Source organism: Janthinobacterium sp. GW823-FHT06H09, assembly GCF_058794735.1.
The window spans coordinates 504,943-524,451 of the sequence record NZ_JBXAHC010000002.1 but is presented as its reverse complement, the minus strand read 5'-3'; the positions used below and the strand labels follow the sequence as shown (position 1 = coordinate 524,451).

At 63.1% G+C, this 19,509-nt stretch carries 25 protein-coding genes; 1 reads left to right on the top strand and 24 read right to left on the bottom strand.

Annotation, left to right across the window (positions count from 1 at the left end; all coding sequences use genetic code 11):
* Positions 1-176: 176 nt before the first annotated feature.
* From AC1Q6X_RS04730 to flgB, 12 genes are all read right to left on the bottom strand, one after another.
* Entirely contained in the window at positions 177-1,220 is a 1,044-nt protein-coding gene (locus AC1Q6X_RS04730) for a hypothetical protein (protein ID WP_070219884.1), read from the bottom strand.
* Between the two features lie 5 nt (positions 1,221-1,225).
* A complete protein-coding gene (gene flgL / locus AC1Q6X_RS04725) occupies positions 1,226-2,137 on the bottom strand; it encodes a flagellar hook-associated protein FlgL (protein ID WP_070219886.1) in 912 nt (303 codons plus the stop codon).
* A 10-nt stretch (positions 2,138-2,147) separates the two neighbouring features.
* Positions 2,148-3,509 (bottom strand): flagellar hook-associated protein FlgK, encoded by a 1,362-nt coding sequence (gene flgK / locus AC1Q6X_RS04720; RefSeq protein WP_070219888.1) that lies wholly within the window; start codon positions 3,507-3,509, stop codon positions 2,148-2,150.
* Between the two features lie 81 nt (positions 3,510-3,590).
* On the bottom strand, positions 3,591-3,983 hold the full coding sequence (locus AC1Q6X_RS04715; protein WP_373633016.1) for a flagellar biosynthesis protein FlgJ: 393 nt from the start codon (positions 3,981-3,983) through the stop codon (positions 3,591-3,593).
* A complete protein-coding gene (locus AC1Q6X_RS04710) occupies positions 3,980-5,092 on the bottom strand; it encodes a flagellar basal body P-ring protein FlgI (protein ID WP_070219890.1) in 1,113 nt (370 codons plus the stop codon). The genes AC1Q6X_RS04715 and AC1Q6X_RS04710 overlap by 4 nt, the downstream gene beginning before the upstream one ends.
* Before the next feature lie 9 nt (positions 5,093-5,101).
* Complete coding sequence (gene flgH / locus AC1Q6X_RS04705; protein WP_046685514.1) at positions 5,102-5,764, bottom strand: flagellar basal body L-ring protein FlgH; 663 nt, start codon at positions 5,762-5,764, stop codon at positions 5,102-5,104.
* Between the two features lie 11 nt (positions 5,765-5,775).
* Entirely contained in the window at positions 5,776-6,564 is a 789-nt protein-coding gene (flgG, locus tag AC1Q6X_RS04700) for a flagellar basal-body rod protein FlgG (RefSeq protein WP_170909686.1), read from the bottom strand.
* 32 nt (positions 6,565-6,596) lie between these two features.
* Positions 6,597-7,325 carry a flagellar basal body rod protein FlgF gene (locus AC1Q6X_RS04695; protein WP_070219896.1) on the bottom strand — a complete coding sequence of 243 codons (729 nt, stop codon included), beginning with the start codon at positions 7,323-7,325 and terminating at the stop codon, positions 6,597-6,599.
* Between the two features lie 26 nt (positions 7,326-7,351).
* Positions 7,352-8,530: a flagellar hook protein FlgE gene (locus AC1Q6X_RS04690; protein ID WP_070310097.1), complete on the bottom strand. Its 1,179-nt coding sequence runs from the start codon at positions 8,528-8,530 to the stop codon at positions 7,352-7,354.
* Positions 8,531-8,588: 58 nt separating this feature from the next.
* Complete coding sequence (locus AC1Q6X_RS04685) at positions 8,589-9,242, bottom strand: flagellar hook capping FlgD N-terminal domain-containing protein (protein WP_070219904.1); 654 nt, start codon at positions 9,240-9,242, stop codon at positions 8,589-8,591.
* A 3-nt stretch (positions 9,243-9,245) separates the two neighbouring features.
* A complete protein-coding gene (gene flgC / locus AC1Q6X_RS04680; protein WP_034757795.1) occupies positions 9,246-9,662 on the bottom strand; it encodes a flagellar basal body rod protein FlgC in 417 nt (138 codons plus the stop codon).
* Positions 9,663-9,670: 8 nt separating this feature from the next.
* A complete protein-coding gene (gene flgB, locus AC1Q6X_RS04675; RefSeq protein WP_034758109.1) occupies positions 9,671-10,033 on the bottom strand; it encodes a flagellar basal body rod protein FlgB in 363 nt (120 codons plus the stop codon).
* Between the two features lie 281 nt (positions 10,034-10,314).
* On the opposite strand from flgB, the gene flgA reads away from it, so the two are divergent.
* Positions 10,315-10,935 carry a flagellar basal body P-ring formation chaperone FlgA gene (gene flgA / locus AC1Q6X_RS04670; protein WP_227742151.1) on the top strand — a complete coding sequence of 207 codons (621 nt, stop codon included), beginning with the start codon at positions 10,315-10,317 and terminating at the stop codon, positions 10,933-10,935.
* 7 nt (positions 10,936-10,942) lie between these two features.
* Here flgA and AC1Q6X_RS04665 read toward each other — a convergent pair whose 3' ends face one another.
* The 12 genes from AC1Q6X_RS04665 to AC1Q6X_RS04610 form a co-directional block, all read right to left on the bottom strand.
* Entirely contained in the window at positions 10,943-11,695 is a 753-nt protein-coding gene (locus tag AC1Q6X_RS04665) for a glycoside hydrolase family 73 protein (RefSeq protein ID WP_492495390.1), read from the bottom strand.
* Complete coding sequence (gene flgN / locus AC1Q6X_RS04660; RefSeq protein ID WP_083287147.1) at positions 11,682-12,122, bottom strand: flagellar export chaperone FlgN; 441 nt, start codon at positions 12,120-12,122, stop codon at positions 11,682-11,684. The genes AC1Q6X_RS04665 and flgN overlap by 14 nt, the downstream gene beginning before the upstream one ends.
* Complete coding sequence (gene flgM / locus AC1Q6X_RS04655; protein ID WP_034757812.1) at positions 12,119-12,409, bottom strand: flagellar biosynthesis anti-sigma factor FlgM; 291 nt, start codon at positions 12,407-12,409, stop codon at positions 12,119-12,121. The genes flgN and flgM overlap by 4 nt, the downstream gene beginning before the upstream one ends.
* 16 nt (positions 12,410-12,425) lie before the next feature.
* Positions 12,426-13,487 carry a flagellar motor protein MotB gene (locus tag AC1Q6X_RS04650; RefSeq protein ID WP_070219910.1) on the bottom strand — a complete coding sequence of 354 codons (1,062 nt, stop codon included), beginning with the start codon at positions 13,485-13,487 and terminating at the stop codon, positions 12,426-12,428.
* On the bottom strand, positions 13,414-14,328 hold the full coding sequence (gene motA / locus AC1Q6X_RS04645) for a flagellar motor stator protein MotA (protein ID WP_034757817.1): 915 nt from the start codon (positions 14,326-14,328) through the stop codon (positions 13,414-13,416). Before motA ends, AC1Q6X_RS04650 begins: the two co-directional genes overlap by 74 nt.
* 56 nt (positions 14,329-14,384) lie before the next feature.
* Complete coding sequence (locus AC1Q6X_RS04640) at positions 14,385-15,128, bottom strand: FliA/WhiG family RNA polymerase sigma factor (protein WP_046684903.1); 744 nt, start codon at positions 15,126-15,128, stop codon at positions 14,385-14,387.
* 33 nt (positions 15,129-15,161) lie between these two features.
* On the bottom strand, positions 15,162-15,626 hold the full coding sequence (locus AC1Q6X_RS04635) for a flagellar basal body-associated FliL family protein (protein ID WP_306798497.1): 465 nt from the start codon (positions 15,624-15,626) through the stop codon (positions 15,162-15,164).
* Positions 15,627-15,637: 11 nt separating this feature from the next.
* Positions 15,638-16,801, bottom strand: a complete 1,164-nt coding sequence (locus AC1Q6X_RS04630) for a flagellar hook-length control protein FliK (protein WP_492495387.1) — start codon at positions 16,799-16,801, stop codon at positions 15,638-15,640.
* Positions 16,798-17,076, bottom strand: a complete 279-nt coding sequence (locus AC1Q6X_RS04625; RefSeq protein WP_227742152.1) for a hypothetical protein — start codon at positions 17,074-17,076, stop codon at positions 16,798-16,800. Before AC1Q6X_RS04625 ends, AC1Q6X_RS04630 begins: the two co-directional genes overlap by 4 nt.
* A gap of 31 nt (positions 17,077-17,107) precedes the next feature.
* Positions 17,108-17,497 (bottom strand): flagellar export chaperone FliS, encoded by a 390-nt coding sequence (fliS, locus tag AC1Q6X_RS04620; RefSeq protein ID WP_070219791.1) that lies wholly within the window; start codon positions 17,495-17,497, stop codon positions 17,108-17,110.
* 51 nt (positions 17,498-17,548) lie between these two features.
* On the bottom strand, positions 17,549-18,976 hold the full coding sequence (gene fliD, locus AC1Q6X_RS04615) for a flagellar filament capping protein FliD (protein WP_070219793.1): 1,428 nt from the start codon (positions 18,974-18,976) through the stop codon (positions 17,549-17,551).
* An 89-nt stretch (positions 18,977-19,065) separates the two neighbouring features.
* Positions 19,066-19,503, bottom strand: coding sequence for a flagellar export protein FliJ (locus AC1Q6X_RS04610; RefSeq protein WP_070289072.1), 438 nt, complete (start codon positions 19,501-19,503; stop codon positions 19,066-19,068).
* Positions 19,504-19,509: the final 6 nt, after the last annotated feature.

The following is a 19,509-nucleotide window of genomic DNA, read 5'->3' as shown; positions in this document are numbered from 1 at the left end:
CTGCATGAAAGGCTCCCGTTTGTCTGATATATACAGTCAGACAGCCGGGGCTGGGGAAGATTCCTGAACTTCCCCTATTTGTCGGGGACAGAGCCTACGGATTTCCACCGTCCTGAGCTAGGGGGCGTGCCCCATTATTGCCGCGTGCGCCAGGGCGGCGCACGCGCGGGGAGCGATTATTCGAGGCCCAGCAGGGCGACGACTCTCTCGCGGCTGATGCCGACCAATGCCGAGCTGATCGCCAGCAGCGATTCATAGCCGGGCTCGCTGGCCTTTTGCGTGAAGTTTTCCGCCAGGGTATCCATACTGACGTGCACCTGCACCGGTTGCGCTCGGGCAACTCGTCCCGTCGCTTGCGCCAGGGCCAGGCTGACGGAGCTGCGCGCCGCCTGCAACTGCGCCAGCGCCTGCACCACTTGCTGCAAGGTGGCGCGCAGGGCTTCCACGTCGCCGGTATGCCATTCTTCCGGCGCGATGGCGGCCGGTTCCGCATCCGTGCGCACGCGGCTCATCTGGCCGGTCGGATAGCGGATGCCGCTGCCGCGTACGGACAGGCTGTCGCGCACGTTGGCCCAGGCCGCTTCCGACGTGCTGAACACCAGTTCGCCATTCTCGCCCAGTTTGACGCCGATACCCGATGGCATCAAGGCGCGGTCGAAGCGCGAGACGATTTCGTTCGCGCTCAGGCCAGGTTCGATATTGACCGAGCGCAATGCCTGGTTCGCGCCGCCGACGGAAAACGCCAGCACTTCCTGCGGGCCTTCCTGCAGGCTGGCCATGGTCAGGCCGCGGATGCTGAAGTTTTGCTGTGCCGCGCGCGGGCTGGTATAGCTGAGTTGTGCGTCGAGCGTGCCGCCCGAGGCGCTGGCGCGCTGGCGCCAGGTATTGCTGAACTGGCGTACTCTCGCTTCGACTTGCCCTTCGCGGCCTTGGCGCGCGGCCAGCTTGGCCGCCAGCTCGCTTTTCAGCGCTTGCAACTGGCTGCTGCTGCGTTCCAGGTAGTCGAGCGTTTGCTGCGCGTTGGAAATCTCCCCCTGCAGCTGGTGATCCCAGTTGCTCAGGCCGCGTTGCAGGCTCGCCGTCGACCTCTTCGCCGCCGGCGCATCGCTGCGCGCGCTGGCGCTGCCGTTGATGGCGGCGGACGCGTCATCAACGACGCGGGCTGTGCCGGCGCCTTTGGCATTGACGCCGGAAGAGGAGGGAGTCTGAACGATTTGCATGATGGTCAGAGAAGATCAAACAGGGAAATGGTGCCAACCTTGGCGTATGCCTTGTATGTTGCCTGCAGGGCTGTCTGGTAGCCGGTCAGTTCGATGGCCGCCGCACCCATGTCGGTCTTTTTCAGGTCCAGCAGGGCCGAATCGTTCGACAGTGAGACATTGGCCAGGTTGCCGGACAAGGTGGACAGAATGTTCTGCGCGCCGCCGAAGATGGCGATCTTGCCCGAGAGCAGATCCATGCCGTCGTCCGTGCCATTCAGGCCTGCGCCCACCACGGCCCGCACGGCCGGGTCGTTCGGGCTGACGCCCGGCGTGCCGAGGGTGGTGATGACCTGGTCGATCTTGTTGAGCCATACTTCCAGATTCTTCACGTCGACGTTGGCCGCCTGCGTCACGCCATTGCCCACCACCACGGTCTGCGTGTCGGTATTGCCGATGTAGCTGTAGCGCGAGCCGGCAGCCGCCGTCGCGTCGTACTTGATCGCCGGCTGGTCGGTGGCGGTGCCGGAAAACATGTAGCGGCCTTCCTGGTCCTTCAGGTTGGCCGTGTACAGCACGCTGTCGCGCATGGCGACCAGCGATTGCGTCATCGCATTCAGGTCGTCGGGGGCGTTGCTGCCGTCGGCCGCCCACACGAGCAGGTCGCGCGCCTGGCCCATGTCGGTAACCATGCTCGACAGGTAGTTTTCGTTTTTCAGCAGGCGCACTTTGACTGTGGCGATATTGTCCTGGTACTGGGTGACCATGGCCTGCTCGCGCGTCAGGCGCGAAATGCGCACGTTGCCGATCGGGTCATCCGACGGCAGCTGGATGCGCAAGCCCGACGCCATCTGTTGGGTCAGGTAATTGATGCGTTCTTGATTTTGCTGAAGAGAAATATTAATCAGCGATTGGTACTGGCTACTGGCAACACGCATGATCTTCTCCTTAACCCATCATTTGCAAAGTGGCGTCAAACAAGGTATTCGCCACGGAAATGACTTTCATGTTTGCCTGGTACATATTCTGAAATTCGACCAGGTTCATCGCTTCTTCGTCCTTGTTCACGCCGCTCGTGGATTTCCAGTCGTCGATCGCTTGCGCGCGCACCGTGCTGGCCGTCTTCAGCAAGGCCTGGTTCTGCTGGCTGTAGATCGCCAGCTTGCCGACCAGCTGCGTGTCCGCGTCGCTCATCAGGACGGAACCCACCCAGCTGACGTTGATCGGTTGATTCTTGATGTCGATCAATTTCTGCAAGTTGCCGCTGTCGCCGGCCTGGCCCGTCAGCGACAGGGCCAGGTCCTTGGCGTTGAAGCCAGGGGTAATGCTCAGCTTGCCGTTCGCGTAGGCCAGCAGGGGACCGCCGGCCGTGCCGGCCATGGTTGTTCCCAGCGCCAGTTGCGCGTTGACCTTGCTGGTCAACTGGGTGGCCATGTCCTGCAGCGACTGCTGCAGCGGTTTCAGGGTATTTTTTTCGAACTCGCCCAGGCCGCCCATCTGGCCGCCGATGGCGACCAGATCGAGCGTGTACGAGGACTTGGCGAAATCGAGGCTCAGCGTCTGGTCGCCCGTGTTCGTCATGGTGCTGCTCAGGGTGCCGGCCAGGCTGCCGATGACCAGCGGCTGGCCCGACTTCAGCGAGACATTGCGCGAGCCGTCTGGCTGGTCGAGCACCTCGATGCCCATTTGCGAGGCCAGGCCATCGATCAGCTGGTCGCGCGCATCCATCAGCGACGACACGTTCGTGCCCGACGCCGTGGAGGTGCTGATACGCTGGTTCAACGCGGCGATATTGGCCAGGGTGGTATTGGCTTGCGGCACAATCGCCGCCCGTTGTTGCTGGACCGACAGCAATTGGTTGCCCATGACGGTGCTGATGCTGTTGAAGCGCTGCGCCATGGCATCGGCGGAAGTGACGATCTGCTGGCGCAGCGGCGTCGACGTCGGGTCGACGGCGGCCGCGTTCAGGGCCTTGAAGAAACCGTCGATGCCATTGCTGATGCTCGACGCATCGTCGCCCATCACGCGCTCGAGCTGGGTCAGGTAAGGCTGGGTCTGCGAGCGGGCGCCCTGGTCGGACGCGGCACGCCACATTTGCTGGCTCTTATAAGCATCGGCAAAACGCAGCAAGGCGGACACTTCCACGCCATTGCCGGCCGAACGCACGCCGGCGGTGGCGCCAAGCGATGACAGCAGCACACCCTGGCGCGTATAGCCCGCCGTTTGCAAGTTGGCGATGTTCTGGCTGGCCGCATTGAGTGCGGCCTGGGCGGCGATGCTGCCTGACAATGCATTGCTGATGATGCTCATTGGGCAAGTTTCTTTCGTGAAGAGTGTGGCGCGTGCGGGTGGGCAGGCACTGAATCGTTGTTACCTTGTACAGGCGACGCTTCAGACGGATTTATTAAGCGGCGCCGCAATATTGTCGGTCTTGACAGCGCCACGGGCTGTCACCGGGGCGCCGGCGGGCGGCAGCAGCTGGCGCAGGATGGCGTCGGCGATGCCGAAGGCGCGCTGGCCGGCCATCTTGTCGGCCACCAGGTTATCAGCCATTTCCAGCATGTCGCTGTTGACCGGGTCCTTGAAGACGCTGTCTTCGCCCGCCATCTCGCGCGTGCCCGAACGCATCTGGCGCAGCATGTGCGAGATGAAGAAGGCTTCGAACTTGACGGCCGCCTCGGTGGCCTTGGCCGCATAACGGGGATCGGCCGGCGTGGCCGCGGCGGGCGTCTTGTCGTCGAGCGCCGAGGGCAGGGCGCCGCTGCTGTCGTTGATATTCATCATATGACCACCAGTTCGCCTTCGATGGCCCCTGCTTGGTCCAGGGCTTGCAGAATTGCCATGATGTCATCGGGCGAGGCGCCCAGGCTGTTGACCACGTCGATAATCGACTGCAGCTTGGCACCGGCCGGCCATTTGAACATATTGCCATTGCCCTGGTCGACGGACACTTTCGACTGCGGCGTAACGGTGGTCTGGCCGCGGCCGAACGGCGCCGGCTGGCTGACGGCCGAACTTTCGGAAATGACGACCTTGAGCGAGCCGTGCGTGACGGCGGCCGCCTTGACGCGCAAGCCTTCGGCGATGACCACGGTGCCGGTGCGCGAATTGAAGACCACTTTCGGCGTATCGACGCCGACATCGACGGAGAGCGCTTCGAGCTTGGCCATGAAGGCCACGCGCTGGGTCGGGTTTTCCGGCGCCAGTACTTCCACGCTGGTGGCGTCGCGCGTGGTGGCGACGGCGCCAAAGCGGCGGTTGACGGCTTCGACGATATTGATGGCCGTCTCGAAATGCGGGTGGCGCAAGTTCAGGGTGACGGTCGGCTTGGTCGAGAAATCGCTGAGGATTTCGCGTTCGATGTTGGCGCCGTTGGGAATGCGGCCCGAGGTCGGCGTGTTGACGGTGACGGACGAGCCGCTCTTGCCGGTGGCGTTCAAGCCGCCGACGACGACGTTGCCTTGTGCCAGCGCATACGTTTCGTTGTCGGCCGCACGCAATTGCGTCAGCAACAAGGTGCCGCCGCGCAAGCTCTTCGCATCACCCAGGGACGAGACGGTGACATCGATGGCCTGGCCACGGCGGTATCCTGGGGGAAACACGGCACTGACCATGACGGTGGCGACGTTCTTGCTTTTTGCTTCGGCGCCGTCGGGCATCTTCACGCCGAATTGCTTGAGCATGTTGACCACGGACTGGCTGGAAAACTTCACCTGGGTGGTGTCGCCGCTGCCGTTCAGGCCCACGACGAGGCCGTAGCCGACCAGCGGGTTGTCGCGCACGCCCTCGATACTGACCAGGTTGCGCAGCACTTGCGCGGCGCTGGCGGGCAGGGCAAAGCCGGAGAGCGCGGCCAGCATGGCTGCCAGGGGCAGGGCGGAACGAAATTTCATGAGCTCACCTTAAAACGGCATCCATGGGCCGACGAAGAAGCGCGTCAGCCAGCCTGGTGTATTGGCTTCGGCCAGGGTGCCCTGGCCGGAATAGGCGATCTGTGCATTGGCGATGCGCAGGGACGAGACCTGGTTGTTCGAATCGATGTCGGCCGCGCGCAGGTAGCCGCGCAGGCGCACGAATTCCTCGCCCTGGTTCAGGGTCAGCGTTTTCTCGCCCTGCACGCGCAGCAAGCCGTTCGGCAGCACTTCCTGCACGATCACGGTGATGGCGCCGGACAGCGCATTTTGCTGCGTGCTGGTCGAGTCGCCGGCGAAGTTGCGGTCGGCCGACAGGTCGATGCCCGTCTTTGGGAAGGTCTTGCCGAGGATGTTGGCCGCATTCACGCCGACGGACGAACCCTTGTTGAACGAGGTGCCGGCCTTCTTGCTCGCCTGCGTGGTTTCCTGCAGGGCCACCGTGACGACGTCGCCGACGCGGAAGGCGCGGCTGTCCGAAATCAGGTCCAGGCCCGCGTCGGGATTGAAAACGCCGCCGCCCACGCCGCCGCGCGCAGCGCTGCGCGGCGCCACGGGCAGCGGCGTATCGGAAAAGCTGGGCGCCACCGGCGCGGCCGGCTGGCTGGCGCAACCGGCCATCAACACCAGCAGCATGGCTGCCGTGGCTTTCATGGCGATTGTCATCAGCGTGCCGCTTGCGCCAGGTATTGCAGCATATTGTCGGCGGCCGACAGCACCTTGGTGTTCATTTCATAGGTGCGCTGGGCAGCGATCATGTCGACCATCTCTTCGACCACCTGCACGTTCGAGCCTTCCAGCGCGAACTGTTTCAGCTTGCCCAGTGCGCCTTCGCCGGGACGGCCTTCCGTCGGCGTGCCGCTCGATGCCGTTTCCTGGAACAGGTTTTCGCCCAGTGCCAGCAGGCCCGTCGGGTTGACGAAGCTGGTCAGGTTCAGCTGGCCCAGCTGGGTGCCGTTGACATTGCCCGGCACGGTGGCCGTGACCATGCCGTTTTCACCGATGGTGATCGCCGTCGCATTGTTCGGCACGGTGATCTGCGGCACCAGCGGCAAGCCCTGGGCATTGACCATCACGCCGTTTTCATTGATGCCGAGCTGGCCGGCGCGCGTGTAGGCCGCTTCGCCGTTCGGGCGCAGCACTTGCAGGAAGCCGTTGCCGGTGATGGCGACGTCGAATTCGCGGCTCGTCGTTTGCAGGCTGCCGGTGGTAAACACCTTTTGCGTGCCGACCATGTGCGTACCGTTACCCAGCTGCACGCCCGATGGCGACAGGGTATTGTCGGCGCGCTGCGTGCCCGGCTGCTGCTCGACCTGGTAAAACAGGTCTTCAAAGACGACGCGGTCGCGCTTGAAGCCAACGGTATTGACGTTGGCCAGGTTGTTCGCGATGGCTTGCAGCTTGGCGTCTTGTGCCTGCACGCCGGTCTTGCTGATCCACATTGCTGGATTCATGATTTACTCCTGGTAATTGGTTGGCGTTGGGCTCAGGCGCCCAGCAGGCGGTTGCCGGACTCGGTCATCGCGTCGCTGGCCTTGAAAATTTTCATTTGCATTTCGAAACTGCGGTTCAGGCTCATGGTGGCGACCATTTCCTCGACGGCCGACACGTTGCTGCCTTCCAGGTGACGGTCGCGCAGGCGCACCGCCGGGTCGGCCTGCAAGTCTTCGCCGCTGCGTGCCACGATCAGGCCCGCCTCGTTCTTCGTCAACTCGCCCGATTCCGCATTGACCAGCTTGAGCTTGTCGACGGTCTGCATTTGCGCCGTTCCTGGCACCTGGATGGAAATCGTGCCATCGGCGCCGATCGACAGGCTGGTGTGCTCGGGAATCGTGATCGGACCGCCTTCGCCCAGCACGGGCCGGCCGTTGATGGTCAGCGCGCCCGTTTCATCGAGGTCCATGGCGCCGGCGCGCGTGTAGGCTTCACCGTTTTGCCATTGCACAGCGAGAAAGCCGGGGCCCGTGACGGCCACGTCGAGTTCGCGTCCCGTTTCCTTGATGGCGCCCGTGCGCGTGCCGACGGCGCTCGACTGCGTCTGCGTCATGTGGCGGTCGTCGTAGCCATAGCCGTTTTGCAGCGGCTGGGCAGTGGACACTTCCAGGTTGGCGCGAAAGCCGCCCGTCTCGATATTGGCCAGGTTGTTGGCGTGTACCTGCTGTGCCCGCAGGGCACGGTCGGCCCCGCTCATGGCGGTATAAATCAGCGCATCCATTGCTTTTTACCTTTGCGTATCGTGGATTACAGCGCTTGCATCAGCGATTGCAGCATGGCGTTCTCGGTCGAGATGACCTTCGAGTTCGCCTGGTAGTTGCGCTGCGACGTCATCAGGCCCACCAGTTCGGAGGTGATGTCGACGTTCGACTGTTCCAGCGAGCTCGTCACCAGTTTGCCGGCCATGCCGACGCCCGGACGGTCATAGATGGCGGTGCCGGAGGTGGTCGAGGCGACCCAGCTGGTATCGTTGACGGCCGTCAGCCCGCCTTCGTCAGGGAAGGTGGCCAGGGCGATCACGCCGATGCTTTGCTTCTGGCCGTTCGTGTATTTCGCCACGACGGAGCCGTCGTCGGCCAGTTCCACGCCCGTGTAGGTGCCCGAGGCATAGCCGTCGGCGCGGTCGGTCGAGGTGGTCGCTTCACCGGCGAACTGGGTCGTGCCCGTGTAGTCGATGGCGATCGACAGCGCTGCGGCGCCAGGCGGCGTCGGGAACACCGGCGTGGCGGTCGTTCCGGTCACCAGCTTGCCGTTCGTGTCGAAGGTCATGCTCGTCACCGGCGTCACATCGGCGTTGTCAAAGGTGTAGTGCACGTCCACGCCCGTCGCCGTCTTGACGAAGTACTGGCCCAGCGAGTGCTTGGCGCCCAGCGAATCGTAGACGATCGAGGACTTGGCGCTGTTGTAGCTCAGTTCGTTGGTCTTGTTGAAAGGCACAGCCTTGATGGTCCATTCGGACGACATGTTGGCGGCATATGCCAGCTTGGTCGATGCCACGGCGGGAATCTGGCCCGTCGGAATGTTCATGTCGCCCATGGTGCCCAGGGTGGTGCTGCCTTTGACGGCGGCATAGCCCTGTACCAGGCGGCCGTTCGAGTCGATCAGCTTGCCATCGCTGCTGGCCGAAAAGATGCCGACCCGGCTGTAGCTCATGGTGTTTTGCGCATCGCGCGCGACGAAAAAGCCGCGGCCGTCGATGGCCGCGTCGAGCGCGCGGCCCGTGTTCAGCACGCCGCCAGTGAGCGACATGCTTTGCGTGATCGAGCCGATTTCCGTGCCCGTGGCGCGCGAACCGGCATACATGGCCGAAAAGTTGGCGCGGCTGCTCTTGAAGCCGTAGGTGCCGGCATTGGCGATATTGTTACTGGTGCTGTTCAACTGTTGGTTGATGGACTGGATACCGGACAGGGCGATGTCGAAACTCATGTTGACTTCCTTTAGTGAAGGACGAGATTAGTGTTCAGGAAACGAAGGGGCGAGCGGATCAGGCCGTCTTGCCGTTGAAGCCGGTGATCGCGCCAGGGTTGACTTCGCCCAGGTTCGACACGCTCAAAATCATGCTGCCGCCGGACGACAGGCGCACGCTATTGAGCTTGCCCGCGATGTCGACCGATGGTTTTTCGGTGCCATTGGTGGTGACCGCCATGGTGTACGTGCCTGCAGGCAAACCCAAGGCGACGGGATCGATGGTGAACGGCACCGTGCCGGCCGACTTGGCGCCCAGTTCGATCTTGTATTCCTTGTCGTCGATGCCTTTCAGGGTCACGGTGGTCTTGGTGGTGCCGGCCGCCAGCGCGATGCTGCCGCTGACCTTGCTCTTGTCGAGCTGCACCGTTTCGCTGTTGACCATGACTTCGGAGCCTACCTGCGCGCCCAGGGCCAGCACCTGCATCGATTGCAGCACGCTGGCATTGGCGCTGGTCAGCGTCGACAGGTTTTGCATCGCTTCCGTCTGCGCCTGCTGCGTCAATTGATTGACGAACTGGCTCGGATCGGTCGGCGCCAGGGGATCCTGGTTCTTGATCTGCGCGACCAGCAACTTGGTGAACATATCCTGGGTGGCATTGTTTTGCGATTTGACGGCATTGTTGTTGCTGCCGCTGCCGCTGGTGTTGTTTGTAAAGAGATTGGTTTCCATGGATTATGCTTCACCTAATTTGAGGAGCGATTGCTGCATCGACTTGATGCGGCCCAGAACTTCGACATTGGTTTCAAACGCGCGCGAGGCCGACATCATGTCGGTCATCTCGGCTACCTGGTTGACGTTGGGGTAGAACACCATGCCGTCGGCATTGGCCATCGGGTGGCCCGGTTCATACACCTTGCGCAGCGGCTCATCGCTTTGCACCACGTCGAGCACCTGAACGCGTCCGCCGGCGCCGCTGGCGCCCGGGCCATCCATCACGGCCGCAAACACGGGTTTGCGCGCGCGATAGGTTTCGCCTTCGGAACCGGCAACGGAATCGGCATTGGCCAGGTTGCTGGCGATGGTATTGAGGCGCACGGTCTGCGCCGCCATCGCCGAACCGGCGATCTTGGAAATATCCTGGAAGCTCATGCTGATCCTTATTGTCCGGAAATGGCCTTGGACAGACCCTTCAGTTTCATGTTGACGAAAGTGAGGCTGGTCTGGAAGTCGGTGGCATTCTGCGAGAACGCCGCCTGCTCGACGCCGATTTCGACGGTATTGCCGTCGCGGCTGGGGTGGTAGGGTACGCGGTACAGGGCACTGGCATCGTCATCGGTCGACAGCAGGCCGGCCTCGTTATCCTGCAATTGTTGCAGGGCGCTGCCGAAATCCATGTCCATGGCCTGGAAGCCGGGCGTGTTTTCATTGGCGATGTTGGCCGCCAGCACGCGTGTACGGTCGGCACGCAGTGCGAGTGCATCGGCATGCACGCCCAGCGCATCCTTGAAATTAATCCCCATGGTCATCCTTTGTGTTGAATTCGATCGTGCTTTTTGCGGTTTGGTCCAGAAAATAAGTGGTGCAGAGGTAAAATCCCAGCCAAGTCATGTTGACGCATGGTAAGGTCATGCCGCTTCAGTATCTTTGATTAAGGTTAGCAATGATTTACTTTGAGAACTATTCCGTGATGTGGAACAAGGCGCAATGTCGTCACATACTGCTGCCAAGCCTATTTTTACTGACCAGCCTATATAGTAGTGCAGGTCGCGCAGAATTGCCAGCCGACAATATATTTTCACGTGTGGAACAGCTAGCTCGCGAGCAATTGACACAGCAGGCGGCCACGGCGGGACTGCTGGAACCCCAGTTTCAGGTGACCGTCGTGAAAAGCACGCGCCCCATGCCGGCGTGCGCCGCGCCCGTTGCGCTGGAAACGGCGGACAGCCGCTCGGCGCAGCGCATGCGCTTTGTCGCAGTGTGTCCTGGAAGCAACGGATGGCGTTACGAAATGCTGGCGCGCGGCAGCATCACGGCGCAAGTGGCCGTCACCAGCGCCCCCGTCACGGCCAATACGCCGTTGCAATCGGGTGACGTGGTGCTGGCGCGGCGCGACGTGACGATGGTGCCGGACAGTATTTCTGCCTTGCCTGGCGCGATTGGCCTGTCGAGCCGGCGCAGTTTGCGTGCCGGCGAAGTGCTGCGCCAGGGACAGCTGGCCTCGCCCGTGCTGATCAAGCGGGGCAGTGCGGTCAACATCGTGGCGCGCAAGGAGCAGGTGGAAGTGAGCATGGCCGGCGAAGCGATGGATCCGGGCGCGCTTGGCGAACTGATCCGCGTGCGCAACGCCACCAGCGGCACGGTGATACGCGCCAGGGTGGTCGATGCGGGCGTGGTGGAGCCGGCCGAACTTCCCGGCCGTTAAAGGGAACTTACTCGGCGGCGGCCGTGCGCTGCAGACGTGTCGCCAGCTGCGTCAGCTTGGCGGCATAGTTGGGGTCGGTGGCATAGCCGCCGCGCGCCAAACCCTGCGCGAAGGCGCCCGCGTCGGCGCCCGTGTTGAGGGCGGCGCGGTAGCGTGGATTGTCGAGCAATACTTGCGCATAGTCGCGGAAGGCGCTGGCCTGGTCCGGGTAGCTGCGGAAGCGCTCGGTTTTCTTCAGCGCCGTGCCGCTGCCGGCCTCGTATTCGGTCGTCAGGTTGCTGGCCACGTCGCCCTGCCATTTGCCGCCGGCCTTGATGCCGAACAGATTATTGGTGTCCGCGCCCGTGTCCTGGCGCAGCGGACGCTGGCCCCAGCCCGATTCCAGCGCCGCGTGGGCGGCGACGATTTCCGGCGCCACGCCCAGGCGCGCGCCCGTTTCTTCCGTCCATGGCTTGATCGAGGCGAGGAATTGCTGCTGCGTTTCGCCGATCTCGCCGCCCTGGCTGATGGCGCCCAGCACATTGACGGGCTGGCTTTGCTCCAGGTAGGCGCGTCCTTGCGGGCTCAGGTTGGTGGCGTTGCCGCCGCCCTGTTCGATGAAGCGGGCCACTTCGCCCTGTACTTGCCGGAACACGCTGCCAAAGCCGCCGCTGGAGGCCGTGGATTCGGTGGCGCGCATATTGCTCTGCACGGCATGGGTCGCCGCCGTCGATGGCGTCGCCGCCGTGGCGCGGGTGGTCAGGAAATCAGCCTGGCGCATACGTATCTTCCTCGCCATGCAGCACGCGCTGCATGATGCTGTACTGCTCTGTTAATAAATCGCTGTTGCGGGCATTCAGGCGCTTGCATTCGAGCACCATCTGCTCGAGCGCGGCCCAGTCGCGCTGGGCGGTGGCACGCGCGTCTTCTTGCAACAGCGCAAACAATTGGGGCATGTCGCCTTGCGGGCCCAGCAGGGCGGTGACGAGACTGACACGCTGGCGGCGGCGTGCGTCGAGTGGCTCGACGGCGGCGACGACCTGGTCGGCCAGCGCCGTCAGCCGGGTGCTCTGGTGGTGCAAGGTGGCCTGAAATTGCTCTTCCAATAAGGTTTGCAGCGCGGCATAGCCGGCGCGGTCGTCCGTCATGCCTTGCAGCACGCGGCGCACGGCTTCCTGGCGCGTGATGCCCTTGCGCGGCGCGGTCACGATTCGCCGCCGTGGAAACGCTGGATCAGGCCCGCCAGTTTCGATGGATCGAACGGCAACTCGCCCTTGGCCAGCGCATCGCGCAGCATGGCCACTCTTTCATGGTCGATCTCGGGCATGGCGCGCAGGGCGGCCATGGCCGGCTGCAGCACGGCCGATTGCAGTTCCGCCCCGGCCGACGAGCCGCCCATGGCGCCGGCGGCGCCCGCGTTTTCGGCGATCGCCTCGGCCGGCGCGACGGCGCTGCTGCGCACGGCAGCACCGGTGTTGCCGGAGGAGATTTTCATACGTTGTCCCTTGCCCTTAATTTGCATGCTCTTCCCGATCTTTCTTTGCGGGCAGGCCCAGTTTTTCGCGCAGGCGCTGCAGGGTGCCGGAGTCCGGTTCACCCACCTGCAGCTCGTCGCCTTGCGGCTTTTGTCCGGCCATGCCGAACATGGCGGCGATGCTGTCGGCCTGGCCACGCGTCAATATTAACAGTTCGATGCGGCGGTTGATGCCGGCGCTGGCATTTTTCACGTCCAGCGGCGCGCGGTCGGCCATGCCGACCACTTGCAGCACGCTGTCCGGACTCATGCTGCCGATCAGCAATTGCGCGCGCGCCGACATGGCGCGGTTGGCCGACAGGGTCCAGTTCGAGAAGCCTTCATAGCCGGTATTGGCGTATTGCATCGAGTCCGTATGGCCGACGATCAGCATCTGGTTCTCCATTTGCGCAAACACGGGCCCCATCTGGCGCAGCAGCTTGCGGAAACGGTCGGTCGGCACGGCGCTGCCGCGCACGAACATGCCTTGCTTGTCCGTATCGTGCAGCATGACGCGCAAGCCGTATGGCGTGATCACCGATTGCAGGTTGCTCTTCAGTCCCGCCTCGTCGCTGAGCTTGTCGAGCGCGCGCGACAGGGACAGCAAATCTTCCGGCGACTGGTAGCTGACCTTGGTCTGGTTTTGCGGCGCCGCGCCAGCCTTGCCGTCCTGCGTTTGCTTGCCTTCCGTGCGCGTGTCGCCGGTGCCCTTGCGGGGCATGGGGAAGCGCTCGATCAGGCTGCCGCGCGGGCCGCCTTTCTGTTCCGGCATGACGCCCTGGCCTTCGCCCTGGCGGCTGCCTGCCGACGCGTCCATCATGATTTCCTTCATCGCCTGCTGCTCGCGCGCGGCCATCAGCCACAGCACGAGGAACAGCGACAGCAGGGCCAGGCAAAAGTCGGCGAACGCTACTTTCCAGGCGCCGCCATGGCCATCGTCGTCATGCTTGCGGCCGGCACGCTTGATGATGGCCTGTTCATGTTTCTCATGCGGCTTTAGCACGGCGGCCTCCCCGGCCTTGGCCTTGCTCTTGTTCGGCGCCGCCATCTTCCAGCGCATTGATCCAGCTTTCCAGCTGGGCGAAGCTCGGTTTGATGTTCAGCTGCACCAGGCGGCGGCCCGCATCGATGGCCAGCAGCGGCGGTTTGCCCGCCACGTGCGTGACCAGCACGACCTTCACGCATTCCATGGTCGAGCCTTCCTCGCCCACCAGCTGTTTCATCATGTTGCACATCGGATCGAGCACGCCGTAGCAAAAGAAGATGCCGATGAAGGTACCGACCATGGCAGCGCCCACTTTTTCCGAAATTTCCGCCGCGTCCGCGCCGTCGGCCACGGAATTCATGGCCATCACGATGCCGAGCACGGCGGCCAGAATACCGAAGCCGGGCATGGCTTCGGCGATCTTGTGCAGGGACTTCGACGGCTGCAGCAATTCGTCGTGGATGGCTTCGAGTTCCTGCTCCAGCACGCCTTCGAGTTCATGCGCGTTGATCTTGCCCATCGCCATCAAACGGAAGTTGTCGACGATAAAGGCCAGCAGCTTCGGCTCTTCCAGCACCAGCGGATAGCGCTGGAACAGGGCGCTTTCGCGCGGCGCCTCGACGTGGGCGTCCAGCGCCTTCAGGCCGCCGGCGGCCGTTTGCAGCAGTTCATACATCAGCAGCAGCAACTGGCGCTGGAATTCCGAGCCTTGCTTCTTGTGCGTGACGATCTTGCGCATCTGGTGCAGCATTTCACCGAGTACATGCTTCGGGTTGCCCAGCACCAGGGCGCCGACGGCGGCGCCGATGATGATGATCAACTCGACCGGTTGCCAGATCGCGTGGACGGTGCCGCCCATCAGGGCGAAGCCTCCGAATACACACCCCATCACGATTAAGATACCGATAATTACCATGTCAACTGCCTTTCTGCGTCATTGTGCTGCGTCAATTTGATGGATAGTGCTGAAACTTATGCGTCTTGCAGCATGGCTTTCATCTTGCCCAGCGCCGTCTTGTTGAGCTGGCAGACGCGGGCGTCGCTCAGGTCCAGTACGGCGGCTATTTCCTTGTAGCTCAGTTCGAATTCGTAATACATCTGGATCACGCGCTGCTCGCGTTCATCGAGCGCGCGCAACGCCTGCTCCAGGCTGCGCCGCACCATCAATTGCTCTTCCGGACTCGGTGCGCTGTCGGCCTGCCCCAGGCTTTCCTGCAGCACTTCATCGAAACTGGCGATCAGCTCGGCGTTTTCCGCCAACTGGTATTCCTGGAAAGCTTCGGGCGTCAGCTTCAGCGCGGCCATGATTTCCGCGTCCAGCGGCTCGCGTCCGAGGCGGCGGGTCAGGGCGCGCACGCTGTCGCGCAGACGGTGGCTTTCCTGGCGCACGGCGCGCGGGCGCCAGTCCTGGCGTCGCAGTTCATCGAGGATGGCGCCACGGATGCGCAGGCTGGCATAGCTGCCGAAAGACTGGTCCGGCACGCCGTAGCGGCGCAAGGCTTCGAGCAGGCCCATCAGGCCGATCTGTTCCATGTCGTCGCGGTCGATGGCGCCCGACACCTGCGAATTGAGCTGGCGCACGATGCGTTTCACCAAAGGGGAGTACGCCACCAGATGTTGTTGCTCTTCAGCAACGCTGAGCACGGCCGCGCAAGCGCTGGCGGCGGCATATTCGCCGGCGCCATACGCTTCCTGGTATTGCTCTACATAGGCCAAGGGATCTCCCACTAGGTCGGCTGGCGTGTTGGCTTATTCAATGATCAGCTTGCCGACCATGACTTCGGTGAACGGTTTTTCCATCTGTTCACGCTCGTAGCTGACATTGAAGGCTTTGTTGATCTGCTCGGCATATTGTTCCACGGTCATGGTCTGCGCCTTGTCCAGCGGAAAACTCGACAGGGTGCTGACGGCGATCGAGCGCATCAGCGGCAAGTGATCCTTGGTCAGCTTTTCCTTTTCCTCGGTGGTGGCGATCACCAGGTCGGCCGACAGGTAATGCGTTTCGCCTTCGCCGGGGCCGCGGCGCAACATCACGATGACTTTGTCCAGCGTGAGGAACTTGCGCGCCTTCTTGCCCGTAGCGGGCGGTGGCGGGGCTTTCGCTTCGGCGACATCGGCATGGCCGGCGACCGGCTTGGCCAAATACCAGATGGCGCCGCCAGCGGCGCCGGCGGCCAGCACGGCCACGCCGACAAAGCCGGCTATCAGTTTCATTTTCATATTCATCAGGCGGTCTCTCGCTCGTGGCTGGCGTATGTGGTAGCGGCGGTGCTGCCGTCGGACAGGGCGCGTCCCGGCTCGGCGTCGTCCTGCTGGCGGCCCGGCTGACGCTGGCCGCGCGCATCGCCTTCGGCGAACGCCTGGGCAGCGGGGCTGCGCGGGGTGGCGCTGATATTGACGGCCACGTCGGTGTACTGGCGCTGCGCCAGGTCGCTGCGCATGTTCTCGCCGATGCCTTGCAACTGGCGCAACACTTCCGAATTCGACGCCGTGACGTTCACCTGCAGCGCGCCGGCCGTATGGCGGATGGAAATTTCAATGCGTCCCAGCATGGGCGGCTCGAGGCGGATCGTCGCGTGTTCGCTGTTGCGGCCGATCTGCGTCTGCAGGCGCTCGCCCAGCGCTTCGCGCAGCGGTTCCTGCCATTGCTGGGCTGGGCCGTTGAGCTTGATGGTGTCGCCGGCCGGGGCCGCTGTGGCCGTATTGCCGACCGCGCCCGTCAGGCCCAGGTTGGGCGTGGCCGGTGCCGGCGTCGCGGCGCCACGTTCGCCTTCGCGCGCGGCAACGGCAGGCGCGGCGACGGCGGTTGCCGGAGCGCTTTGCTGCAGCAGCGATTCGAACGGCTGTGCCGGCGCGCCGCCCTTGGCGGCCGTCGCCGGGTTGGCGGCGGCCAGCGGCTCGCGCGTGTCGCGGCCTGGCGCTGGCGCCGTTGCCGGTGCGTTTAGGGTGACCGCCGACGGATGCAGGCTGATGTTGAGTGCCGGATTGGCTTGCGCCGCATTCGCCTGCACCTGTGTCTGCGCTTGTGTCTGTACTTGCGCGTGGGCGGCGGCACGCGCCTCGGCTGCGGCCGCGTCCGTTGGCGGCAGCATGGTCACCGGCAAGCCGATAACGGGGGCGGCCATGGCCGGCAGGCTGCTGTCGGCCTGGTTGTCGCTGTCGCTCTCCTTCGCGGGAGCGGGCGTGTCGGCGTCGGCCGTTTCCACGCCCGTCACGTCAAGCACCTGCGCAAACAGGGGCAGGGCGGAGGGCACGGCGCCAGTAGCGGCATAGCCTGGTGTGCCGGGCAAGGCGGCGGCCTGTGACGGCGCTGCCGCCGGTGCTGGTGCAGCTGCCGCAGGGGGCGCCGGTGCCGGAGCGGCCGGCGCCGTGTTGAAGTTCATGATCATGCTTGATTCCCGTCCGAGTCGTATTCGCCGAGCGCGGCGTAGGCGACCCAACCTTCCTTATTTGCCTGTAATGCACCCAGGTGTTGACCCAGGCGTTCTTTTTCCTCAGAGCAAATTTTAACCGCTTGCGCGTGATTTTTGCGCAATTGCAACAATTCTGTTTGTTCCAGCGCACTCCATGCGCCCCGTTCGGCCAGCAGGGGGATGTTTTTCGCCAGGCTGGCGGACAGTTTTCCCATTGCTTCCCAATCCGCTTGCGCGATGGCGGCGCTCAATTGCCGGTTCAGCTGTTGCAGGATGCCGCGCCTAGGCATTGTTGGCCTGGACGCCCACCCAGCCGCGCTTGATGGTGGTCATCAGGGTCGTCACTTCGTCGATCAGGGTCGGGTCGAGCTTGATGCCGGCCGTGTACAGGCGCGCCACGCAATAGTCGTACAGGCGGGCCAGGTTGACGACCACTTCGCCGCCATTGTCGAAATCGAGCGAGCTCGACAGACCGTTGATGATCTGCGTGCATTTATCCAGGCTGATGGCCTTTTGCTCGTAGCGCTTGCCTACGATATGCCCGCGCGCGCGCGCCAGTTCTTCCAGCAGGCCGTCCGTCAGCACCAGTACCAGCTCGACCGGCGTGGCGCGGGCGGTCTGGGCATCCAGGTTGACGGCATGGTAGTTGCCGTAAGCTTCATTGTTTAACATGTCTTATTTCTCACTGTCTAAACTTGCGGCGGCGCGGCAGGCACGCTCGCCTTAGGATTTGTCGTTGCCAAACATGGCGTCGAACATGTCGACCGTCTTGTACATCTGTTCCTGCATGACTTGCAGGCGCGTATATTGATCCAGGAAACGCTTGTAGGCCGTGTTGTACTGGCTCGTCAGCAGGTCGGTGCTTTTGCTCAGCGACTTCTGCAAGCTGGTATTCGCATCGAGACGCTGCACCAGTTGGCCCTTGGTGATATTGCTCCATTGGCCCAACGCCTTGTCCAGGCCGCCTAACACGCCCGATGGGGCCGACAGGCTGTTGTTGCCAAACAACTTGTCCAGGTCGCCAGGGTTCGATGCCAGCTTGGCGGTCAGCTTGGCCGTATTCAGGCTCAGCGTGCCGTCGCGGTTGGCGGTCACGCCGTAGGAGACCAGCGAGACGCCGCCGACGCTTTGGCGCAGCAGATTGTTCAAATTGCTGCGCAGGGCGTTCAGGCCGGAATCGTGGGCAAAGATGCCGGCCGCGACGTTCTTGTCCGGGTCGCCGGAACTGGCCAGGCCGTCCAGCACGCTTTTCAGCTTGTTGTAGGCATCGACGAATGCCTGCACATTGGTTGCCGTGCCGCCGCTGTCGGTTGCCACCGTGACCGTCACGGGCGCGTCGCCCGTGTTCATGGCCTTGGTGAAGGTCATTTTCACGCCCGTCACGTTGGTAAAGGTATTCGACGCCTGCGTGATTTGCGTGCCGGTGTCCTTTGCGCCCAGCCAGACGATGGCGTCCTGCGCCTTGACGACTTCCTTGATGTTGGTGGCCGCGTCCGTCACCAGGGCCTTGGTCAGCGCGGTATTCGTCACGCTCGACGCGTCCAGCGTGACGGCGTTTTCCTTGCCCGTCAGGTTCGATGTCAATACCAGCTGCGCCTGGTTGCCGATGGTGACGATGGAAGCCGTCACGCGCGAATTGTTCTTGCTATTGCCATTGATGGCGGCGGCGATTTCCTGCGGCGTCAGGTTGCCGTCGGCATCCTTGTCGGCGGCACTCAGGTCGATGTCAAAGCTGTTGTCTGCGGTGACGGGGGCCAGCGGATCGCCGATCCGCACGGCCAGCGTGCCGCTGCCGGCGGCGGGGCTGCTGGCGAGGCCGCTGTACGAAGTCTGGCTGGCTGTGGCCAGTTGCTGTACGAAAAAGGAATAGCTGCCGGCAACTGCCGTGGCATCGGCCGTGCCGCTGCCATAGGCGGTATTGCTGAAGGTGGCGGACTGGCTCAGCAGCGACTTGCTGCTGCTGCTCATGGTCGTCATCGTACTTTGGAAGGCGCTCATGGCCAGCTTCAGGTTGTTCAGCGCCGCGGCCGTGGTGTTGGCCAGTGCGGTTTGCTTAGTCAATTTGTCCTGCTGCGCCGCGACCGACTTGGTAGCCAGGTTTTTTGCAGTGACGAGCGGATCGTATTGCGGTGCAGTAATTACGTTTGCCATGCCAGACTCCTGAATAAAGGGATATACCGGTACAAGGCGACCCCCATTCCCGTTTTGTGAAGTTTTCCTGAAAGAAACTTACACCAACCTCATTTTACCTGTCCGCGGAACCAGAATTGCGTCGCCAGCTCGTCTTGCCGCTTGGCATCGACACGTTGTTGCTCATTTGCAACATGTTTTTGTTTTTGCGTCAGCACCTGGTCCAATACTTCGCGCTTGGCCCAGGCCGTATTGAGCGCGCGTTGCGAGACGGCCATGTTGGCCTCGTGCAAATGCAGGTCGGTACGGTGCTGGTCGGCCATCTGCATGACGGCTTGCTTGAAGTTGCCGCAATTGACGGACAGGGCCAGGGGCAGGGCGCCGCTGGGGCCGCTATCCGTGTACAGACCCGTCAGGCGCTCCAGGTTTTTCTGGTAGCGCTCGCGCACGGCCGTCTGCGCCGCCATTTCGCCTTGCAGGCGTTCCACTTCGGTGCTGCGCAGGCCGACCAGGGTGGTCAGGTTGCGGATGGTATGCGCGTCGCTCACGTATGC